Source organism: Oxynema aestuarii AP17 (assembly GCF_012295525.1).
Lineage (GTDB): Bacteria > Cyanobacteriota > Cyanobacteriia > Cyanobacteriales > Laspinemataceae > Oxynema > Oxynema aestuarii.
The window spans coordinates 34,008-49,456 of record NZ_CP051167.1 but is presented as its reverse complement, the minus strand read 5'-3'; the positions used below and the strand labels follow the sequence as shown (position 1 = coordinate 49,456).

13 protein-coding genes are annotated in these 15,449 nt (G+C 53.6%); 12 read left to right on the top strand and 1 reads right to left on the bottom strand.

Features of this window, described 5'->3' with window-relative positions:
* Positions 1 to 162: 162 nt before the first annotated feature.
* From HCG48_RS00200 to HCG48_RS00155, 10 genes are all read left to right on the top strand, one after another.
* Complete coding sequence (locus tag HCG48_RS00200) at positions 163 to 3,417, top strand: efflux RND transporter permease subunit (RefSeq protein WP_168567359.1); 3,255 nt, start codon at positions 163 to 165, stop codon at positions 3,415 to 3,417.
* 506 nt (positions 3,418 to 3,923) lie between these two features.
* Positions 3,924 to 5,765, top strand: coding sequence for a WD40 repeat domain-containing protein (locus HCG48_RS00195; RefSeq protein WP_168567358.1), 1,842 nt, complete (start codon positions 3,924 to 3,926; stop codon positions 5,763 to 5,765).
* A 56-nt stretch (positions 5,766 to 5,821) separates the two neighbouring features.
* Positions 5,822 to 7,228, top strand: a complete 1,407-nt coding sequence (gene atpD, locus HCG48_RS00190) for a F0F1 ATP synthase subunit beta (RefSeq protein WP_281362057.1) — start codon at positions 5,822 to 5,824, stop codon at positions 7,226 to 7,228.
* A gap of 74 nt (positions 7,229 to 7,302) precedes the next feature.
* Complete coding sequence (locus HCG48_RS00185; RefSeq protein ID WP_168567357.1) at positions 7,303 to 7,701, top strand: F0F1 ATP synthase subunit epsilon; 399 nt, start codon at positions 7,303 to 7,305, stop codon at positions 7,699 to 7,701.
* A gap of 260 nt (positions 7,702 to 7,961) precedes the next feature.
* Positions 7,962 to 8,264 carry an AtpZ/AtpI family protein gene (locus HCG48_RS00180; protein ID WP_168567356.1) on the top strand — a complete coding sequence of 101 codons (303 nt, stop codon included), beginning with the start codon at positions 7,962 to 7,964 and terminating at the stop codon, positions 8,262 to 8,264.
* A gap of 33 nt (positions 8,265 to 8,297) precedes the next feature.
* Complete coding sequence (locus tag HCG48_RS00175) at positions 8,298 to 8,609, top strand: ATP synthase subunit I (protein ID WP_168567355.1); 312 nt, start codon at positions 8,298 to 8,300, stop codon at positions 8,607 to 8,609.
* Between the two features lie 177 nt (positions 8,610 to 8,786).
* Positions 8,787 to 9,467 (top strand): F0F1 ATP synthase subunit A, encoded by a 681-nt coding sequence (locus HCG48_RS00170; RefSeq protein WP_168567354.1) that lies wholly within the window; start codon positions 8,787 to 8,789, stop codon positions 9,465 to 9,467.
* Positions 9,468 to 9,582: 115 nt separating this feature from the next.
* On the top strand, positions 9,583 to 9,861 hold the full coding sequence (locus tag HCG48_RS00165) for a F0F1 ATP synthase subunit C (protein ID WP_168567353.1): 279 nt from the start codon (positions 9,583 to 9,585) through the stop codon (positions 9,859 to 9,861).
* A gap of 3 nt (positions 9,862 to 9,864) precedes the next feature.
* Positions 9,865 to 10,632, top strand: a complete 768-nt coding sequence (locus HCG48_RS00160) for a F0F1 ATP synthase subunit B family protein (protein WP_168567352.1) — start codon at positions 9,865 to 9,867, stop codon at positions 10,630 to 10,632.
* Positions 10,633 to 10,658: 26 nt separating this feature from the next.
* Positions 10,659 to 11,513, top strand: coding sequence for a hydroxymethylglutaryl-CoA lyase-like TIM-barrel protein (locus HCG48_RS00155; protein WP_168567351.1), 855 nt, complete (start codon positions 10,659 to 10,661; stop codon positions 11,511 to 11,513).
* An 11-nt stretch (positions 11,514 to 11,524) separates the two neighbouring features.
* Here the strand turns inward: HCG48_RS00155 and HCG48_RS00150 are convergent, their stop codons facing one another.
* Complete coding sequence (locus HCG48_RS00150) at positions 11,525 to 12,373, bottom strand: hypothetical protein (RefSeq protein ID WP_168571662.1); 849 nt, start codon at positions 12,371 to 12,373, stop codon at positions 11,525 to 11,527.
* A 248-nt stretch (positions 12,374 to 12,621) separates the two neighbouring features.
* Here HCG48_RS00150 and HCG48_RS00145 point away from each other — a divergent pair, with 248 nt between their 5' ends.
* Together HCG48_RS00145 and HCG48_RS00140 are read left to right on the top strand one after the other, a co-directional pair.
* Positions 12,622 to 13,605 carry a M48 family metallopeptidase gene (locus HCG48_RS00145; RefSeq protein WP_168567350.1) on the top strand — a complete coding sequence of 328 codons (984 nt, stop codon included), beginning with the start codon at positions 12,622 to 12,624 and terminating at the stop codon, positions 13,603 to 13,605.
* 226 nt (positions 13,606 to 13,831) lie between these two features.
* Positions 13,832 to 15,349 carry a hypothetical protein gene (locus tag HCG48_RS00140; protein WP_246259784.1) on the top strand — a complete coding sequence of 506 codons (1,518 nt, stop codon included), beginning with the start codon at positions 13,832 to 13,834 and terminating at the stop codon, positions 15,347 to 15,349.
* Positions 15,350 to 15,449 lie beyond the last annotated feature (100 nt).

Below are 15,449 nucleotides of genomic sequence, written 5' to 3'. Positions count from 1 at the left end.
GATCCGGCGTCCGGTAGTTGGCGACGTCTCCCAGGATTACCCGCTCAATCTAGAATCTAAAATCTAAAATTAATTGACGGGAAGGTAGAACTCAAATACAATTAATCACTATATAGTTGTTTAATATTTTAAACGAGACTGCCATTTAGCCGAGGGATTGCCATGTCTACGCCTCACTCAGATACTGCTGTCGTCCCGGAACCGGAACCGAAACGGGGAATTATCGGACAAATCACGGCGTATTTTATCAATTCTCAGGTCACGGTGCTGGCGATCGCAGCCGTGGTAATTTTCGGACTGGCTGCGGTGATTTTGACGCCGAAGGAAGAAAACCCACAAATCGTGGTTCCGGCGGCAGATATCTTTTTGCGCTATCCCGGCGCCCCGGCTGAAGTGGTCGAGAAAACGCTGACGACGCCCGTAGAAGCGAAGATCCGGGAACTCACGGGGGTCGAGCATATTTATTCAGTATCGCAGAATTCCGGGTCGAAGGTGACGGTGCAGTTTTTCGTGGGGGAAGACTGGGAAGATTCGTTATTCAAACTGCAAAATCACTTATATAACTGGCAAGATATCTTTCCGCCGGGGACGACGTATTTAGTCAAACCCGTGATTATCGACGACGTACCGATCGTGACCCTGACGGTGACGGGGAAAGATTACACGGACAATCAGTTGCGACGGGTGGGGGAACGGCTGTTAGAGGATTTACGCAGTATTCCGAATACGGCGAATTTGACGATCGCGGGAGGACAACCGCGCACGATTCGCGTCGATTTAGACCCCGATCGCCTCGCCAGTTATCGCCTGTCCCCGGCGGCGATCGCCCAACGCTTGCAAGGGGAGAACGTGCAGCTTCCCGCCGGAGATCTGGCGATCGGAGACAATCGCTTATTTGTCGAAGGCGGTAGCCTGTTCGAGTCGGCGGACGACCTCAAAGAAACGATCGTCGGCTTTGGCGAGAACCGATCGCCGATCTACCTGCGCGACGTAGCAGTCGTGAGCGATGATTTCGGCGATCGCACCACCTATTCGCGCATTCATACCCGGGAAGATTGGGACGTCTCCAACCCTTACCCCGATCGCGACTTGCAGCCGACCGAACCCTTTACAGAACAAAACGCGATTACGATCGGCATCGCCAAGAAAAAAGGCACCAACGCGGTGACCGTCGCCAAACAAATTTTCGACCGGATCGACGAATTAAAAGCCGACTTACCCAGTGGCATCGAAATCGCCGTGACTCGTAACGACGGACGCACCGCAGCGCGCGCCGTCGGCGACCTGTACACCAGCTTGTTTCAGGCGATCGCGATCGTCGTCGCCTTGCTGGTGATCTTCCTCGGGTGGCGCGAAGCCTCGATCGTCGCCTTCGTGATTCCCCTGACCTTAGCCGGAACCCTTGCCGTCGGCTGGATCGCGGGACAGACGATCAACCGAATTACCCTGTTTGCCTTGATTCTCGTCCTCGGAACCTTGGTAGACGACGCGATCGCCGTCACCGAGAACATCCACCGCCGCTTCGAACTGCGTCCGGGGATGAACTTCAACGAAAAAATGGAAGAGGCGATCGCCGCCGTCAGCGAACTTGGCGCCCCGGTCATCCTCTCCACGATTACCGTGATCCTCGCCTTCATCCCCATGCGCTTCGTCACCGGGATGATGGGGCCGTACATGGCGCCGATGCCGTTCAACCTCCCGGTCGCCATGCTGATCAGCACCTTCATGGCCCTGACCGTGACCCCGTTTCTCGCCTTGCGCTGGATTAAATTAAAAGCGAATCACCACGAACCGCCGCCGTTGGAAGAAACCGCAACCTATCGCTGGTATCGGCGCCTTATCGAACCCTTGCTCGATTCGGCAACCCGCCGCCGTTTCTTTATCCTATTTATCGTCGGCATTCTCTTAGCGACCTTTAGTTTGCCCTTAACCCAGGCGGTGCAGTTTCGGATGTTGCCGAAAGCCGACAAAGACCGCTTTTTGATTCAAGTAGACATGCCTTTGGGGACCGAACTGGTGCAAACCGATCGCGTCGTCCGCCAAATGGAAACGGTGTTGCAAGACGACCCCGCCGTCACCAACTTCGAGACCTATGTCGGTATCGGATCCCCCGTCGATTTTAACGGCTTGTTGCGCGGGTCGAGCGATCGCACCGGGGAACATTATGCGGATATTCGGGTGCATTTAACTAACTCGGACGCGCGCAAAGAGACCTCAGAAGACGTGGTATTCCGCTTGCGCGAACCGTTGAGCGAAATTGCCCGCAATCATAACGGGATTGTTAAATTAGTCGAAGATCCCCCCGGACCGCCCGTGCGATCGACCATGTTAGCCGAATTGTACGGACCGGATTATCCGACGTTGCGATCGCTGGCGAAAGACGTGCGCGAGGTGTTCGCCGAAACCGATGAAGTGGTCGATATCGACGATTCCGTTAAAAATCAGATGCCGCAAGTGGAGTTAGCCGTCGATCGCCAAAAAGTGAATCAGGCGGGACTGACGACCCAGGAAATTGCCCAAACGTTGAATATGGCGATCGCCGGGGCCAACGTATCGACCCTCAAAGTTCCCGGCGAACTCACTCCCGTAGCGATTCAAGTGCGCTTTGCGGAAAAACACCGTCAGGCGATCGAAGATTTGGCCCGCATCCAAATTCCCACCGCCGCCGGAGAATTAGTTCCCCTGACGGAATTGGTCCAGTTTACGCCGACCACCGTGGACGAACCGATTTTCCATAAAGATCAGCGTCCCGTCGCCTACGTGATGGGAGAAATGGGCGATCGCTCCAGCGTTTACGCGGTCATCGACCAGTTAATTTATTTTTGGAAAAACCCCCTTCCCGAGGGCTATTCCATTAACTGGGACGGGGAATGGAAACTGACCCTAGACGTGTTCCGCGATTTGGGGTTGGCGATGTTAGTAGCGGTGATGTTGATTTATTTTATTTTGGTCGGTCAATTCGGCAGCTTTAAAATTCCCCTGATTATTTTAGGGAGTATTCCCCTGGCGTTAATCGGGATTTTAATCGGTTTTTCGCTCAATGGCGTTTATTTTAGTGCGACGGCGATGATCGGCGTGATTGCTTTGGCGGGAATTGTGGTGCGTAATGCGATCGTTTTGTTGGAGTTTGTGGGAGAGAAATTAAAAGAAGAAGGCAACGATTTAAAATTGGCCATTCTCGAAGCAGGCGCCGTTCGGTTTCGTCCGATTTTATTGACGAGCGTAACGACGATGTTGGGAACGCTTTCAATTTTGAGCGACCCGGTGTGGTCGGGGTTGGCCTGGACCTTACTTTGCGGGATGTTAACCTCTTCGTTTTTAACGTTGGTCGCGATCCCCTTGATGTATTACGGCGATCGCCTCGGACATTTGAAAGCGAAAAAATATGAGGCAAAATCCCTAGCCTTAGAAAGTTAAGCGCGTTCTTTAGGCAGTCGAGATGCCGGGAAATTAGGGGGTGTGGGGAGGCAGTAGAAACGAAAGAGAAAGGCGATCGTCAAGGGTCTCCCCAGGAGAATTCCCCCCGAGTTTAACAAGGAGGCTAAAGGGTTTTCATCCACAAATTAAGAAAACCTTTAAATTCCTTATGTGAGCCTTTCTTGATGGTTGAATAAGAGGTAGATCGACGCTTATCGATCGCAGTAGATGAACGATATCGATAACGGCGATCGAACGAAAGGGGGATCGCCTCTAAATGTCAGCACCCCGCACGCTCAGTGATGGGGCTTCATAGCTCAACTTCAGTAGGGACGTTTCGCGAAACGCTCCTACCCAGCCTAAGTCTTGACTGACTAAGTTTTTAAGGTGAAGTCCTTTAAAAACTCCTCCGGTTGCGATCGTCGCGCCGCCAGCCGTCGCACTGCCCCCGATCGAATGTTCCGAGTCTGAGCAACTACCAGACTCGCTCGCGTGAGGTTCAGGCCATGTTCAAACCGACTGCAGACCCGATCGCGTCTCCCGCCACCGCTTCCAAACCGACCTTAAAACCGTCCGGGGGAGAATTGTGCCACACCCTCCAGGGTCATTCCCTGGCCGTCACTGCCGTAGCGGCGACCCCGGACGGCAAATGGGTCGTGTCCACCTCCGACGATCGCACGATCAAAGTTTGGAACCTGGAAACAGGGGAAGCGCTACATACCCTCACGGGTCATCAAGACTGGGTACGAACCCTGACGGTCACCCCCGACGGCAAACGGGCGATCTCCGGTTCCGACGATCGCACCCTCAAAGTTTGGAATTTGGAAACCGGGGAAGCACTACACACCCTCACGGGTCACCAAGACTGGGTGCGCGCCGTAACCGTCACCCCCGACGGACGGCACTTGATTTCCGGTTCCTCCGACAAAACGATTAAAATCTGGGACCTCGACAAGGCGAAAGAACTGCACACCCTCACCGGACATTCCGGCGCCGTGCGCGCTTTAGTCGTGACGCCAGACAACAAGCGCCTGATTTCCGCCTCCTTCGACAGCACCCTCAAAGTTTGGGATTTCCACAAGCGCAAACTACTGTTTACCCTCACCGGACATACGGACACGGTGCGGACCGTCGGCGTCACCCCCGACGGCAAAACGGCGTTTTCCGGGGCGCAAGACGGCACGATTAAAGTGTGGGATCTCGACAAACGCAAATTGCGCTACAGTATTCCCGCCCACGAAGGCACGGTCAGGGCCGTGGTTTTGAGTCGAGACGGGCGCCAGATGATCTCCAGTTCCGACGACCACACCTTAAAACTGTGGGATCTGGAGACAGGGAACAAGCTATTTACCCTGACCGGACATCACGACGTGGTGCGGACCGTGGCGATCGTCCCCGAGAGCGATCGCGTCATTTCCGGTTCGGCGGATCGCACGTTAAAAATTTGGACGTTGAAACCGGGAACGGCGTTAGTTTTGTTGACCCGTCACGGCGATCGCGTCATGGAAGTCGCCTGTACCCCGGATGGTAAGCGGGTCGTCTCGGCGTCCTTCGATAAAACCTTGCACGTGTCCGACCTCGAAACCGGGGAAAAACTGTTAACCCTCGCCGGACATACGAAAGAAGTACAGGCGATCGCCGTCACCCCGGACGGGAAACGGGCGATTTCCGGCGGACGCGACTGCAAGATCAAAATCTGGGATTTGGACACCGGGAAAGAACTCGCCACCTTAACGGGACATCAAGCTTGGGTACGCGCCCTATCCGTGACCCCGGACGGCAAATACTTGATTTCCGGGTCGTTAGACCACCTGGTCAAAGTCTGGGATTTAGCGACGGGAACTGAGTTGAGGACTCTTCAAGGTCATCAAAGTTCGGTGCAAGCGGTCGCCGTGACCCCAGATAGCAAATATGCGATTTCCACCTCGGTAGATAAAACGGTGAAAATCTGGGAAATCGAGACCGGAGAGTTGTTTTTAACCCTTTACGGTCATCAAGGCACGGTGCGCCCCGCGATCGCCACCCCAGACGGACGGTGGGTGATTTCCGGTTCCACGGACCAGACGATCAAAGTGTGGGAGTTGGAAACGGGTAAAAATCTGTTTACACTTACCGGACATCAAGGACGTGTCCGGGGATTGTCGGTCAGTCCCGACGGCAAACGCCTGGTTTCCGCCTCGGAAGACCGCACGTTAAAACTGTGGGATTTGGAAAGTCGCGAACTACTGGCGAGTTTTACCGGGGCCGATGCCTTGTGGTGCTGTGAGTTTGCGGCGGATGGCGATACGATCTTGGCCGGGGAACGGTCGGGACGAGTGCATCGCTTGAAGTTGGTTCACCCGGATTAGGCGGGCGATTCTCCTGCCCGGATGCTCCGAGATCGTGCCTTGAGGAGGTTTCGGTCGTGAAAGTTGAAGAGGAACCCGCAACTGTCGCCACGGCGGTGAATTGGGGAACGGTATGCAGTGTGCGCGGTAGTATTATCGAGGCTCACTTTGACGAAAGTCTGCCCCCGATTTATACCAAGTTGGTCGCCGGAGAAGACCGCGCGATCGCGATCGAGGTCTTGGCCCATTTAGACCCGCATACGGTCCAGGGCGTGGCATTAACCCCAGTACGCGGTCTGGCCCGGGGCGAGGCGATCGCCGATACCGGGCATCCCTTGCAAGTCCCCGTGGGCGATCGCCTCCTCGGACGCATGGTCAACGTGTTCGGCGAGGCGATCGATCGCGGCGAACCGATCCTCGGCGGCGAATGGCGATCGCTCCATCAAGCCCCCGTTCCCCTCACCGGACAGGCGACGGGTTCGGAAATTCTCACCACCGGAATTAAGGCGATCGACGTTCTGGCGCCCCTCGAACGCGGCGGCAAAGCCGGACTGTTCGGCGGCGCCGGAGTCGGCAAAACCGTGTTAATTACCGAAACCATCCACAACACGATCGCCCAACACGAAGGGGTCAGCCTCTTTTGTGGGATCGGCGAACGCTGTCGCGAAGCCGAAGAACTCTATCGCGAAATGCAAGACGCCGGAGTCCTCGATCGAACCGTGATGGTCTTCGGTCAGATGAACGAGTCTCCCGGCGCCCGCTTCCGCGTCGGTCACGCCGCCCTCACCATCGCCGAATATTTCCGCGACGACGCCAAACAAGACGTTCTGTTGCTGATCGATAATATCTTTCGCTTCGTCCAAGCCGGACAAGAAATGTCCGGTCTGATGGGACATTTGCCGTCTCGCGTCGGCTACCAACCCACCCTCGCCACCGAACTCGCCGAATTAGAAGAGCGCATTTGTAACACCGCCTCCGGCGCCATCACCTCCATTCAAGCCGTTTACGTCCCCGCCGACGACTTCACCGACCCCGCCGCCGTCCATACCTTCGCCCACCTCTCCGCGTCGATCGTCCTGTCGCGCAAACGGGCCAGCGAGGGCCTCTATCCCGCAGTGGATCCGTTGCAATCCGGCTCGAAAATGCTGGCGCCCCACGTGGTCGGCGATCGCCACTATCAAATTGCCAAAGCGATTCGTTCGACCTTGGCGAATTATGAGGAGTTGAAAGATATTATCGCCATGCTCGGTATTGAAGAATTATCTCAAGAAGATCGCCAAATTGTCTATCGCGCCCGACGGCTGGAACGGTTTTTAACTCAACCGTTTTTTTCTACCCAACAGTTTACAGGCAAACCGGGCCGATTGGTGTCTTTAGAGGATGCTTTGGACGGGTGCGATCGCATCCTCAACGATGAGTTTTCTAACTATCCGGAAAGTGCGCTGTATGCGATCGGGAGTATTGATGAAGCAAAGGAAGTTTAGAGTTTAGATTCTAGATTGGATTTGGAAGTAGTAAATCGGGGATTGATTAAATTTAAAACCGGGACGGGCGATCGATGGAATTTAAAATATTATTGCCGACGGAAATCTTAATCGAAACTTCAGTTAAAAAAATTATTGCTGAAGCTGAAAACGGCTATTTTACTTTACTTCCCAATCACATCGATTGTGTCACCGCTTTGGTTCCGGGGATTCTAACATTTTTTACTTCTTTGACTTCCGACTCGGACAAACAATCGATCGCCGTTGATGGCGGGATTTTAGTCAAGTGCGATCGCCAGGTCTGGCTGTCAACCCGAAATGCAGTCAGTAGCAAAGATTTAAACAGCTTGCGTCAAACTGTCGATGAGGAGTTCAAACGCCTAGACGAACAACAGAAAAAAGCCCGTTGCGCGATCGCCCGTCTGGAAGCAACAATTTTACGCCAATTTATGGCATTAGAAAAGGGAGTTTAGATTTTAGATTTTAGATGATTTTAGATTTTAGATGATTCGATCTTTGATGGATTGCAAATATTTGATTTCGATCGGTACACCTCCCCCATTTTTTGTTTATTTACTGATGAGAATATGAATTACATAGAAGTGGGGAGGATGCCCGTATCGTAAATTTATTTTTTATTTTGTTTTCTTTCTATTAACTTTTGGCTTTTGCCTAGCTGATACTCAGGACAAATATCTATTTTATCGACTCATAGAAACAAGGAAAATTTACCATGAATCACGATCGCGATCGCCCGGAACCTTGGCAAGAATTTCGCGATACTGTCGATAAAAAAGCGAGGCGAAAATTAGCAGCCCGCCGCGATCGCTATCGCAGTATTTGGTATGGATTGGGAATGTATGGTTTAGTCGGTTGGTCTGTCGTTATTCCCGCATTACTGGGAATCGCGGCGGGGATTTGGATCGATACTCATTTTCCCAGTCCCTATTCTTGGACGTTGATGGGATTATTTATCGGCATTGTTTTAGGCTGTTTGACGGCGTGGTATTGGATCGAAAAAGAACGTCAAGGATAAATGATTTAAACTAATTTAAAATCGGGGGATGGAATGTTATCTACAACGGATTTACTCTGGAGTATGGCGATCGCGATCGCGGGAGGACTGGCTTTTGGTGGCTTCTATTTTGGGGCGTTGTGGTGGACGATTGGCTATCTGAGAAAAACCCGTCATCCTTATCTGTTTCTCGTCGGTAGTTTTTTGATTCGATTTAGTTTTGTAGGTATTGCTTTTTATCTGCTCATCGGCGATCGCTGGGAACGAATTTTCCCCGGTTTGTTGGGGTTTATCGTGATGCGAACGATTTTAGTTCGTTGTTTGAGTAAACCTCAATTGATTTCAGTTTCTAAAAGTTATCGATAACCCAGACCGTCTTAAGCAGGTCAGATCGAGCGATCGGGTCTGGGGAAATAGCGAATTTATCCCCCACCCGGTACCGAAGAAAATTAAGAATTGTTATCGATAGGAAGATTCGTTAATTTTTTAAAACAAAAACCGATCGCCTATCTCGTTTCGCATACAATAAGAACACGGCAAAAAATGAAACTCACTCCGGATCAAATTTCATACTGGCATTGGGGATCGATCGATATCAATGCAACCTTAGTCTTTACCTGGTTGGTGATGGCGACGATCGCGGTTGTCGCCAGTTCGATCTCTCGTAAACTTTCGAGTTCTACGGACTTGTCCGACGGACAAAACTTACTCGAAGCGATTGTCGAAATGGTCAGCCAACAAATTCGCGAAGTGGCGCAACAACCCGCCGAACCTTTTTTGCCGTTTGTCGGGACGTTATTCTTATTTATTGCGGTTTCTAATGTTCTGGCGATCGTTCCGGGATATTACCCGCCAACGGCTTCTCTTTACACGACTTCGGCGTTAGCGACTTGTGTATTTTTTGCCGTTCCAATTTATGGAATTTGGCAACAAGGAATTGGTGGGTATTTCAAACATTATTTAGAACCGACGCCGTTGATGTTACCGTTTAATATTATTTCCGATTTTTCGCGGACTTTGGCCTTGGCGGTACGCTTGTTCGGTAATATGTTAAGCGGTCAGTTAATTGTCGGCTTGTTAATTTCGTTGACGCCGTTATTTTTCCCGATCGTGATGCAAGCGTTTGGGTTGCTGACCGGGTTAATTCAAGCTTATATTTTTGCGATTTTGGCGATTGTTTATATTGCTTCGGGGATGGAGATAAGCGATCGAGAGGAACGGTGAACGATGGGATTTTGCTGATGATGTATTAAAGTATCAAAAAAATGGGGAATTATTTTATTTTTATTTTTATCGGTAAGACTTAACTCAAGGTTATTAACTGTAACTCGGTAAAACAATGGATAATTTAACTTTGGTGGCAATGAGTTCGATCGTGACGGCGGGACTGACCATCGGGATTGGGGCGATCGGTCCGGCGTTGGGGGAAGGGCGCGCCTTGGCCCAGGCGTTAAGTGCGTTGGCGCAGCAACCGGACGAGGCGAATAATATTACCCGAACCTTATTTGTGGGGTTGGCGTTGGTGGAATCGACGGGGATTTATTGTTTGGTGATTTCGTTAATTTTGCTGTTTGCCAATCCGTATTGGAATTATTTTATTAAGTTGGGAGGGGGCTAAATTGTGGAGATTAATTGGTTTACCTTTTTCGCTCAAATTATTAATTTTTTAATTTTAATTGCCTTGTTGAGGCGCTTTTTGTACGGACCGATCGCGCGGGTGATGGCCGATCGCAAGCAAAAAGTGAAACATCGGTTGCAAGAAGCCGATAGTAAAATGCACGAAGCGATCGCCGAAGCGGACCGTTATCGAGAGAAACATCGACAATTGGACGCGCAACGGGAAGAACTCTTAAAAGAGGCGCGAGAACGAGCGCAAGAAGAGCGCAAGATGTTATTACAAAAACTGCGCGAGGAGGTAGAGACCAGTCAATCTCGCTGGTACGAGGCGATCGCCGCCGAACGAGAGGCATTTCTCGACGAATTGCGACGACGGACCACGGAACAAGTTTGGGCGATCGCCCGCCAAGTGTTAAGAGATCTAGCCGACGCGCGCCTCGAAGAACAAGCGATCCGGGTCTTTCTCGATCGCCTGCAAACTAGCGACCGAACGGCCTTGCAAGCCGCGATCGCCGAAGGAAACGGGCAGATCGCGATCGGGTGCGCCTTCGAGCTCTGTGCAGAACGACGGCAGGCGATCGCCGACTACGTGCATCGAGAACTCGACGCGGAGGCGACGGTAGAATTTTACCTTTTACCCGAATCGATCTGCGGGATCCACCTACACGCCGGAGGGCGAGAATTGAGCTGGAGTGTGGGTCATTACTTGCAAAGCTTAGAAGAAACGATCGCCTCGGCGATCGCCCCCGAACCCGAAAAAGCCTTGAACTGAATGGCGATCGATGGTGAGAAACAGTCATGACAGTGCCGACCCCTACTCCCCCCAAACCGATTTGGTTCGATACGACCTTGCGCGACGGCGCCCTGATGCCCGGTGTCAGTTTCAGCATCCACGAGAAAGTGCGGATTGCCAGCTTACTCGACGCGATCGGCGTTGACGCGATCGAAGTCGGCTATCCGGGACGCTACCCCCACGATCGCGAGGCGATCGCCGCCGTCGCCGGGGAAGTCGAACGGGCGGCAGTTTGCGCGTTGGCGGGGGACGATCGCGCTCAAATCGAAGCGGTCGCCGAGGCGATCGCCCCGGCGAAACGGGGGCGCATTCATACTTACACCAACGTCAACTTACCCGATCGCCGTCGCGAACGAGCCACCCTCGACGCGATCGAGCGCAGCATTTCCTTAGCACGCCATTACTGCAGCGATATTCAATGGAGTGCGTTCGACGCCACCCGCGCCGATCCGGACTTTCTCGACCGGGCGATCTCGGTGGCGATCGCCGCCGGGGCGAAGACGGTCAACCTACCCGATAGCTTGGGAATCGCCACCCCAGAAGCCTTTCGCCAATTCTTAGCCGCGATCGCCCCTCGCCACGGGCCAAATCCGGGCGCCATTTTCTCCGTCCACTGTCACGACGACCTCGGTCACGCGACCGACAATGCGATCGTCGCCTTGGAAATGGGCGCGAGACAATTAGAATGCGCGATCGAAGGCTTGGGCGCCCGCAAAGGCAATACCGATTTACGTGAGCTCGTCTATCGGGTCCGCGATCGCTTCCCCGAGGCGATCGATCTCAACCTCGACCTGCTCGAACAAACCTGCGAATTCGTGCGGGCGATCGTGCGGCGAACCCCTTCGCGACCGCGATCGTAAACGGCGATCGTCTATTGTTCCGGCAACTTCCGTGCTTCTTCCTGGGCCGTCTCGCTGTAACGACGATATAACTCCGTGCGGTTTTGCGCCGTCTCGTAGCGGGGATGGTCCGCCGGAACCGACGCCATCAAATCGGACGCCTGCTGCCACTTCGCCGCAATCACCAACCAATCCGAACGAGTTTCCGCCTGTTTCCCCTCCGCCGAAGCCTGTTCCGCGAGGCGAACGGCCCGTGCAAATGCATCGGGGGCTTCCACGTCCGGCGAAGCGGTGACGTCCGGTTGGGGCGACTCGGCGGGTTGACCCCGAAACTGCTCGAACCATTGCGTTTGAGAAACAATCGCAAACGCCAACAGCAAGAACAAACTCGCCGCAATTCCGCCGACAATCCCGCGCTGAAACTGGCGCCGTTCCCGTAACTGGCGTTCCGAGGGGGTTTTTCGCAAGCCGGACTTCGACCGGGAGGCGCGATCGATCTGGAGATCTTCGACAAAACGGCGCAGGATATTCGGTTTTTTGAGCGTAATTTCTTCAGACCACAGCAGTTGATTTTCCGGGTCGCGGCTGATTTCTTCCAACCACAGTAACTGCTGTTCGCGCACCAGACGACTGTTAATATTGACGCGGCGGATATTGCGCGGGGCGAGGGATTCGAGCAGGGTACGAATGCGATCGACCAGGAGCGAGCGATCGAGGCGATCGGCACTGACCGCTTCGCACAGCAATTGCAGGACGCCATCGGCTAATACCGCCCGAGTGCGGACGCCGGAAGTCGCCAGTTTCTCGTTGAGGACTTGAATGATCGCCGCGACGCTGCCCTGGCGAGCTTGCCTCGCGATATCGTCCATCGGATCTACCATGTTCTGCTCGATCGTTTGAAGAGGTTTCAAGTCTGGCTGTTGCAATTATACGGTTTGGGATTGGCAATATGTAGGAATATAGCGTATCGGATCGGCGATCGCGAAACCGTTGACTCCCGCAATCCAAATAGGGAAAGCTCTCAACAGCGACGCGGGCCGATTTCCGGCGATCCAAACCCTCAATCCCAACTCCAAAATCTAAAATCTAAAATAGTTACGATCCCAAAGGATCACCTCAATTTGTTAACATGCCTACTTATACCGGAATTTCCAGCGAAGCCTTTCGCCATCCCCTCGATCGCGAAGCCGAGCAAAGTTTGCGTAGTATTCCCGGATTCGATCTGGTCGCCCGTAAATTTATCGAATTTTTAGTCGAACGCCCGCAATACGTCTTTTTGATGGGCAATAGCATTCAAGTCGGACCGCGCCAATATTCGAGTATTTATCGCATTTTTCGCGAATGCGTGCGCGACCTCGACATTTACCCGGAACCGAATTTATTTATTTCCCAAACTCCCCTCGCCAACGCTTACGCTTTGGGTCAGGATTATCCCTATATGGTTTTAAATACCGGGTTGCTCGATTTACTCGAAGAAGACCAACTGCGCGCCACCATCGCCCACGAACTCGGCCATATTAAATGCGGTCACACCACCTTAATGCAAATGGCCACTTGGGCGATTAGCGCTACCTTTTTCCTCGCCGACCTGACGATGGGAATGAGCCGCATTGTCAGTACCAGTTTGGTCTTGGCGTTTTACGAATGGTTGCGTAAAGCCGAACTGTCTGCCGATCGCGCGGCGTTGTTAGTGGTCGATGACTTAAATCCGGTGATGCACACGATGATGCGCATGGCAGGCGGTTCGACCCGCTACGCCCACGAATGCTCTCTCGACGAGTTGGTGCGTCAGTCGGAACGCTACCAACATCTCGACGAGGACGGACTCAATCAGGTTTATAAATTTTTCCTCTATAACAATATTTCCCAAGGGGTGTTTATGACCCATCCGTTTACGGTCGAACGGATTACCTACTTGCGCGATTGGGCTAATTCCAACGAATACGCCCAAATTCGCGCCGGGAACTACCGCCGGGAAGGGTCCCGAGGGTCCGTGGACGTGGAGGCGACGCCTTCCGAAGGGCGATCGCCCCGTGGCGAACGAGTCGAGCAATTGCGGCAAGAAATCGAACGCCTGCAAAATGAGATCGATCGCATTAAATCCGATCGCTGAGGCGATCTCAACTGCGATTGCAGGTCGTTCGTGCCCCTGTCCGAGGCGACCCGGTCGGGATCGGGCGCGATCGAAAATTTCGGAATTGAAATCCCCGTCCCCCTTCGGTTTCGCTCGGGACAGGCCCTTGGGCTTTGTTAAGATGGACTTCAGCCAACATGCCGACCGAATCCAATCTTTTGGGTGGTGGGACACACCGTTACAGCCTGTGGAGTGAGTGTAAGACTTGAAAGACATTGTTCCGAAAAGCAACTGCGAACAACTCCGAAGACAAGGAAGTAGGAACCCCAATCGTGAGGTTGGGGAATCGCCGCCCTTCCACGGCGGCGAGCCTGTCAAGCCTAAAGGGTTACGTTGGTTCGAGCGGGTGGCGGCGATCGCGGCGATCGCCCTTTGCACCGGGTGTTCGCCGTCGGAAGGCTTCAATGCTGCCGCGTCTACGCCGTCGTTGTTTCAACTCGCCCAAAATGTCGGTTTTCCCAACAGCGCCGATCCGTTTGGGGAGGCGGTCAGTGCGGCGACTCGGGCGGCGAATTTAGCTCAAACCGCCAGTTCGGCGGCCCAATGGGACGAAGTGGCGAAAGCCTGGTTGCAGGCGATTTACTGGATGCAGTCGGTTCCGCCGGAAAGTCCCAAGCGCGCTTTTGCTCAGAAAAAGGTGCAAGAGTACATGCGCTATCTGGCTTACGCCCAACAACAGACGGCGCGCAGTTCTTCCCTGTACTATCCCACGTTTGGTTCGACGGTCCTCGACACCCAACTCGAACTGTATTTGTCTTATTCGGCGGCGATCGGTCCCCCCGACGTCCTCATTGTCGGCAGTTCCCGCGCCTTGCAGGGGGTCGATCCGCAAGCGTTACAACAAGCTCTCGCGGCGCGAGGAAAACCGGGGTTGAAGATTTTTAATTTCAGTATTAATGGCGCGACGGCCCAGGTGGTTAATTTTAAATTACAAAAACTGCTCGGCCCCGATCGCCTCCCGAAGATGATTCTCTGGGCCGATGGAGTCCGCGCCTTTAATAGCGGTCGGCTCGATCGCACCTATAACGAGATTGTCGCGTCTCCGGGCTATCAATTGCTCGTCTCTGGGGTGCGCCCCAGTCTCGGCGACGCGGTGGCGGGCGATCGCCTCGCTACGGCGCTGTCTGAGGATCTCGAACGGTCCGCAACTTTTAAAGGAGACTCGTTGAAAGCAGACGACGGCGCGATCGCCCCGGTCAAACTGGCGTCAGTTCCTCAAGCCCAATTCGTCGAATTTCGCGATCCGGTCGCGGTCACGACCCTGGCGCGGGCGATTCCCGTGGAACGGGCGATCGACGCCAACGGCTTTCTCAGTGTTGCCACCCGCTTCGACCCGACCCGCTACTATCGCAATTTTCCTCGGGTTCCCGGCGCTTACGACGGCGACTATGCGGGTTTTTATCTCGGCGGATCTCAAGATGCGGCGTTGAAAGCTGTCACCCAATTCGCGCGATCGCGTCGAATCCCGATGACGATCGTCAATCTTCCCGTGACCTGGGACTATCTCGACCCCACCCGGGAATGGCGCGAGGTTCAGTTCCGCCAGTACATGCGTCAAGCCAGTCAACGCGCCTTTCTCTGGCGCGACCTCTCGACCCAAAACCGTTTGATGCGAAACGACTATTTCGCCGATCCCAGTCACCTCAACCGTTACGGGGCCGCCGCCGTCGCCCGCGCTTTGGCTGCCGATGCTTACATTCCCTGGCCCCAACCCGGTTCTTAGTCGCTGCGGGGCAATCTGGGGCGATCGCCACCCCCTAAAAAAACGATGTCCCCATCTTCAAGGACATCGTTTTTAAGCAATCTTGTTAACAACCTTTCGG

Bases quoted from the DNA above. Each gene is read 5' to 3' on its own strand.
- HCG48_RS00145 (WP_168567350.1), top strand. From the start codon at position 12,622: ATGCCTACTTATACCGGAATTTCCAGCGAAGCCTTTCGCCATCCCCTC.
- HCG48_RS00155 (WP_168567351.1), top strand. From the start codon at position 10,659: ATGACAGTGCCGACCCCTACTCCCCCCAAACCGATTTGGTTCGATACG.
- HCG48_RS00200 (WP_168567359.1), top strand. From the start codon at position 163: ATGTCTACGCCTCACTCAGATACTGCTGTCGTCCCGGAACCGGAACCG.
- HCG48_RS00185 (WP_168567357.1), top strand. From the start codon at position 7,303: ATGGAATTTAAAATATTATTGCCGACGGAAATCTTAATCGAAACTTCA.
- HCG48_RS00170 (WP_168567354.1), top strand. From the start codon at position 8,787: ATGAAACTCACTCCGGATCAAATTTCATACTGGCATTGGGGATCGATC.
- HCG48_RS00175 (WP_168567355.1), top strand. From the start codon at position 8,298: ATGTTATCTACAACGGATTTACTCTGGAGTATGGCGATCGCGATCGCG.
- HCG48_RS00180 (WP_168567356.1), top strand. From the start codon at position 7,962: ATGAATCACGATCGCGATCGCCCGGAACCTTGGCAAGAATTTCGCGAT.
- HCG48_RS00150 (WP_168571662.1), bottom strand. From the start codon at position 12,373: ATGGTAGATCCGATGGACGATATCGCGAGGCAAGCTCGCCAGGGCAGC.
- HCG48_RS00195 (WP_168567358.1), top strand. From the start codon at position 3,924: ATGTTCAAACCGACTGCAGACCCGATCGCGTCTCCCGCCACCGCTTCC.
- HCG48_RS00165 (WP_168567353.1), top strand. From the start codon at position 9,583: ATGGATAATTTAACTTTGGTGGCAATGAGTTCGATCGTGACGGCGGGA.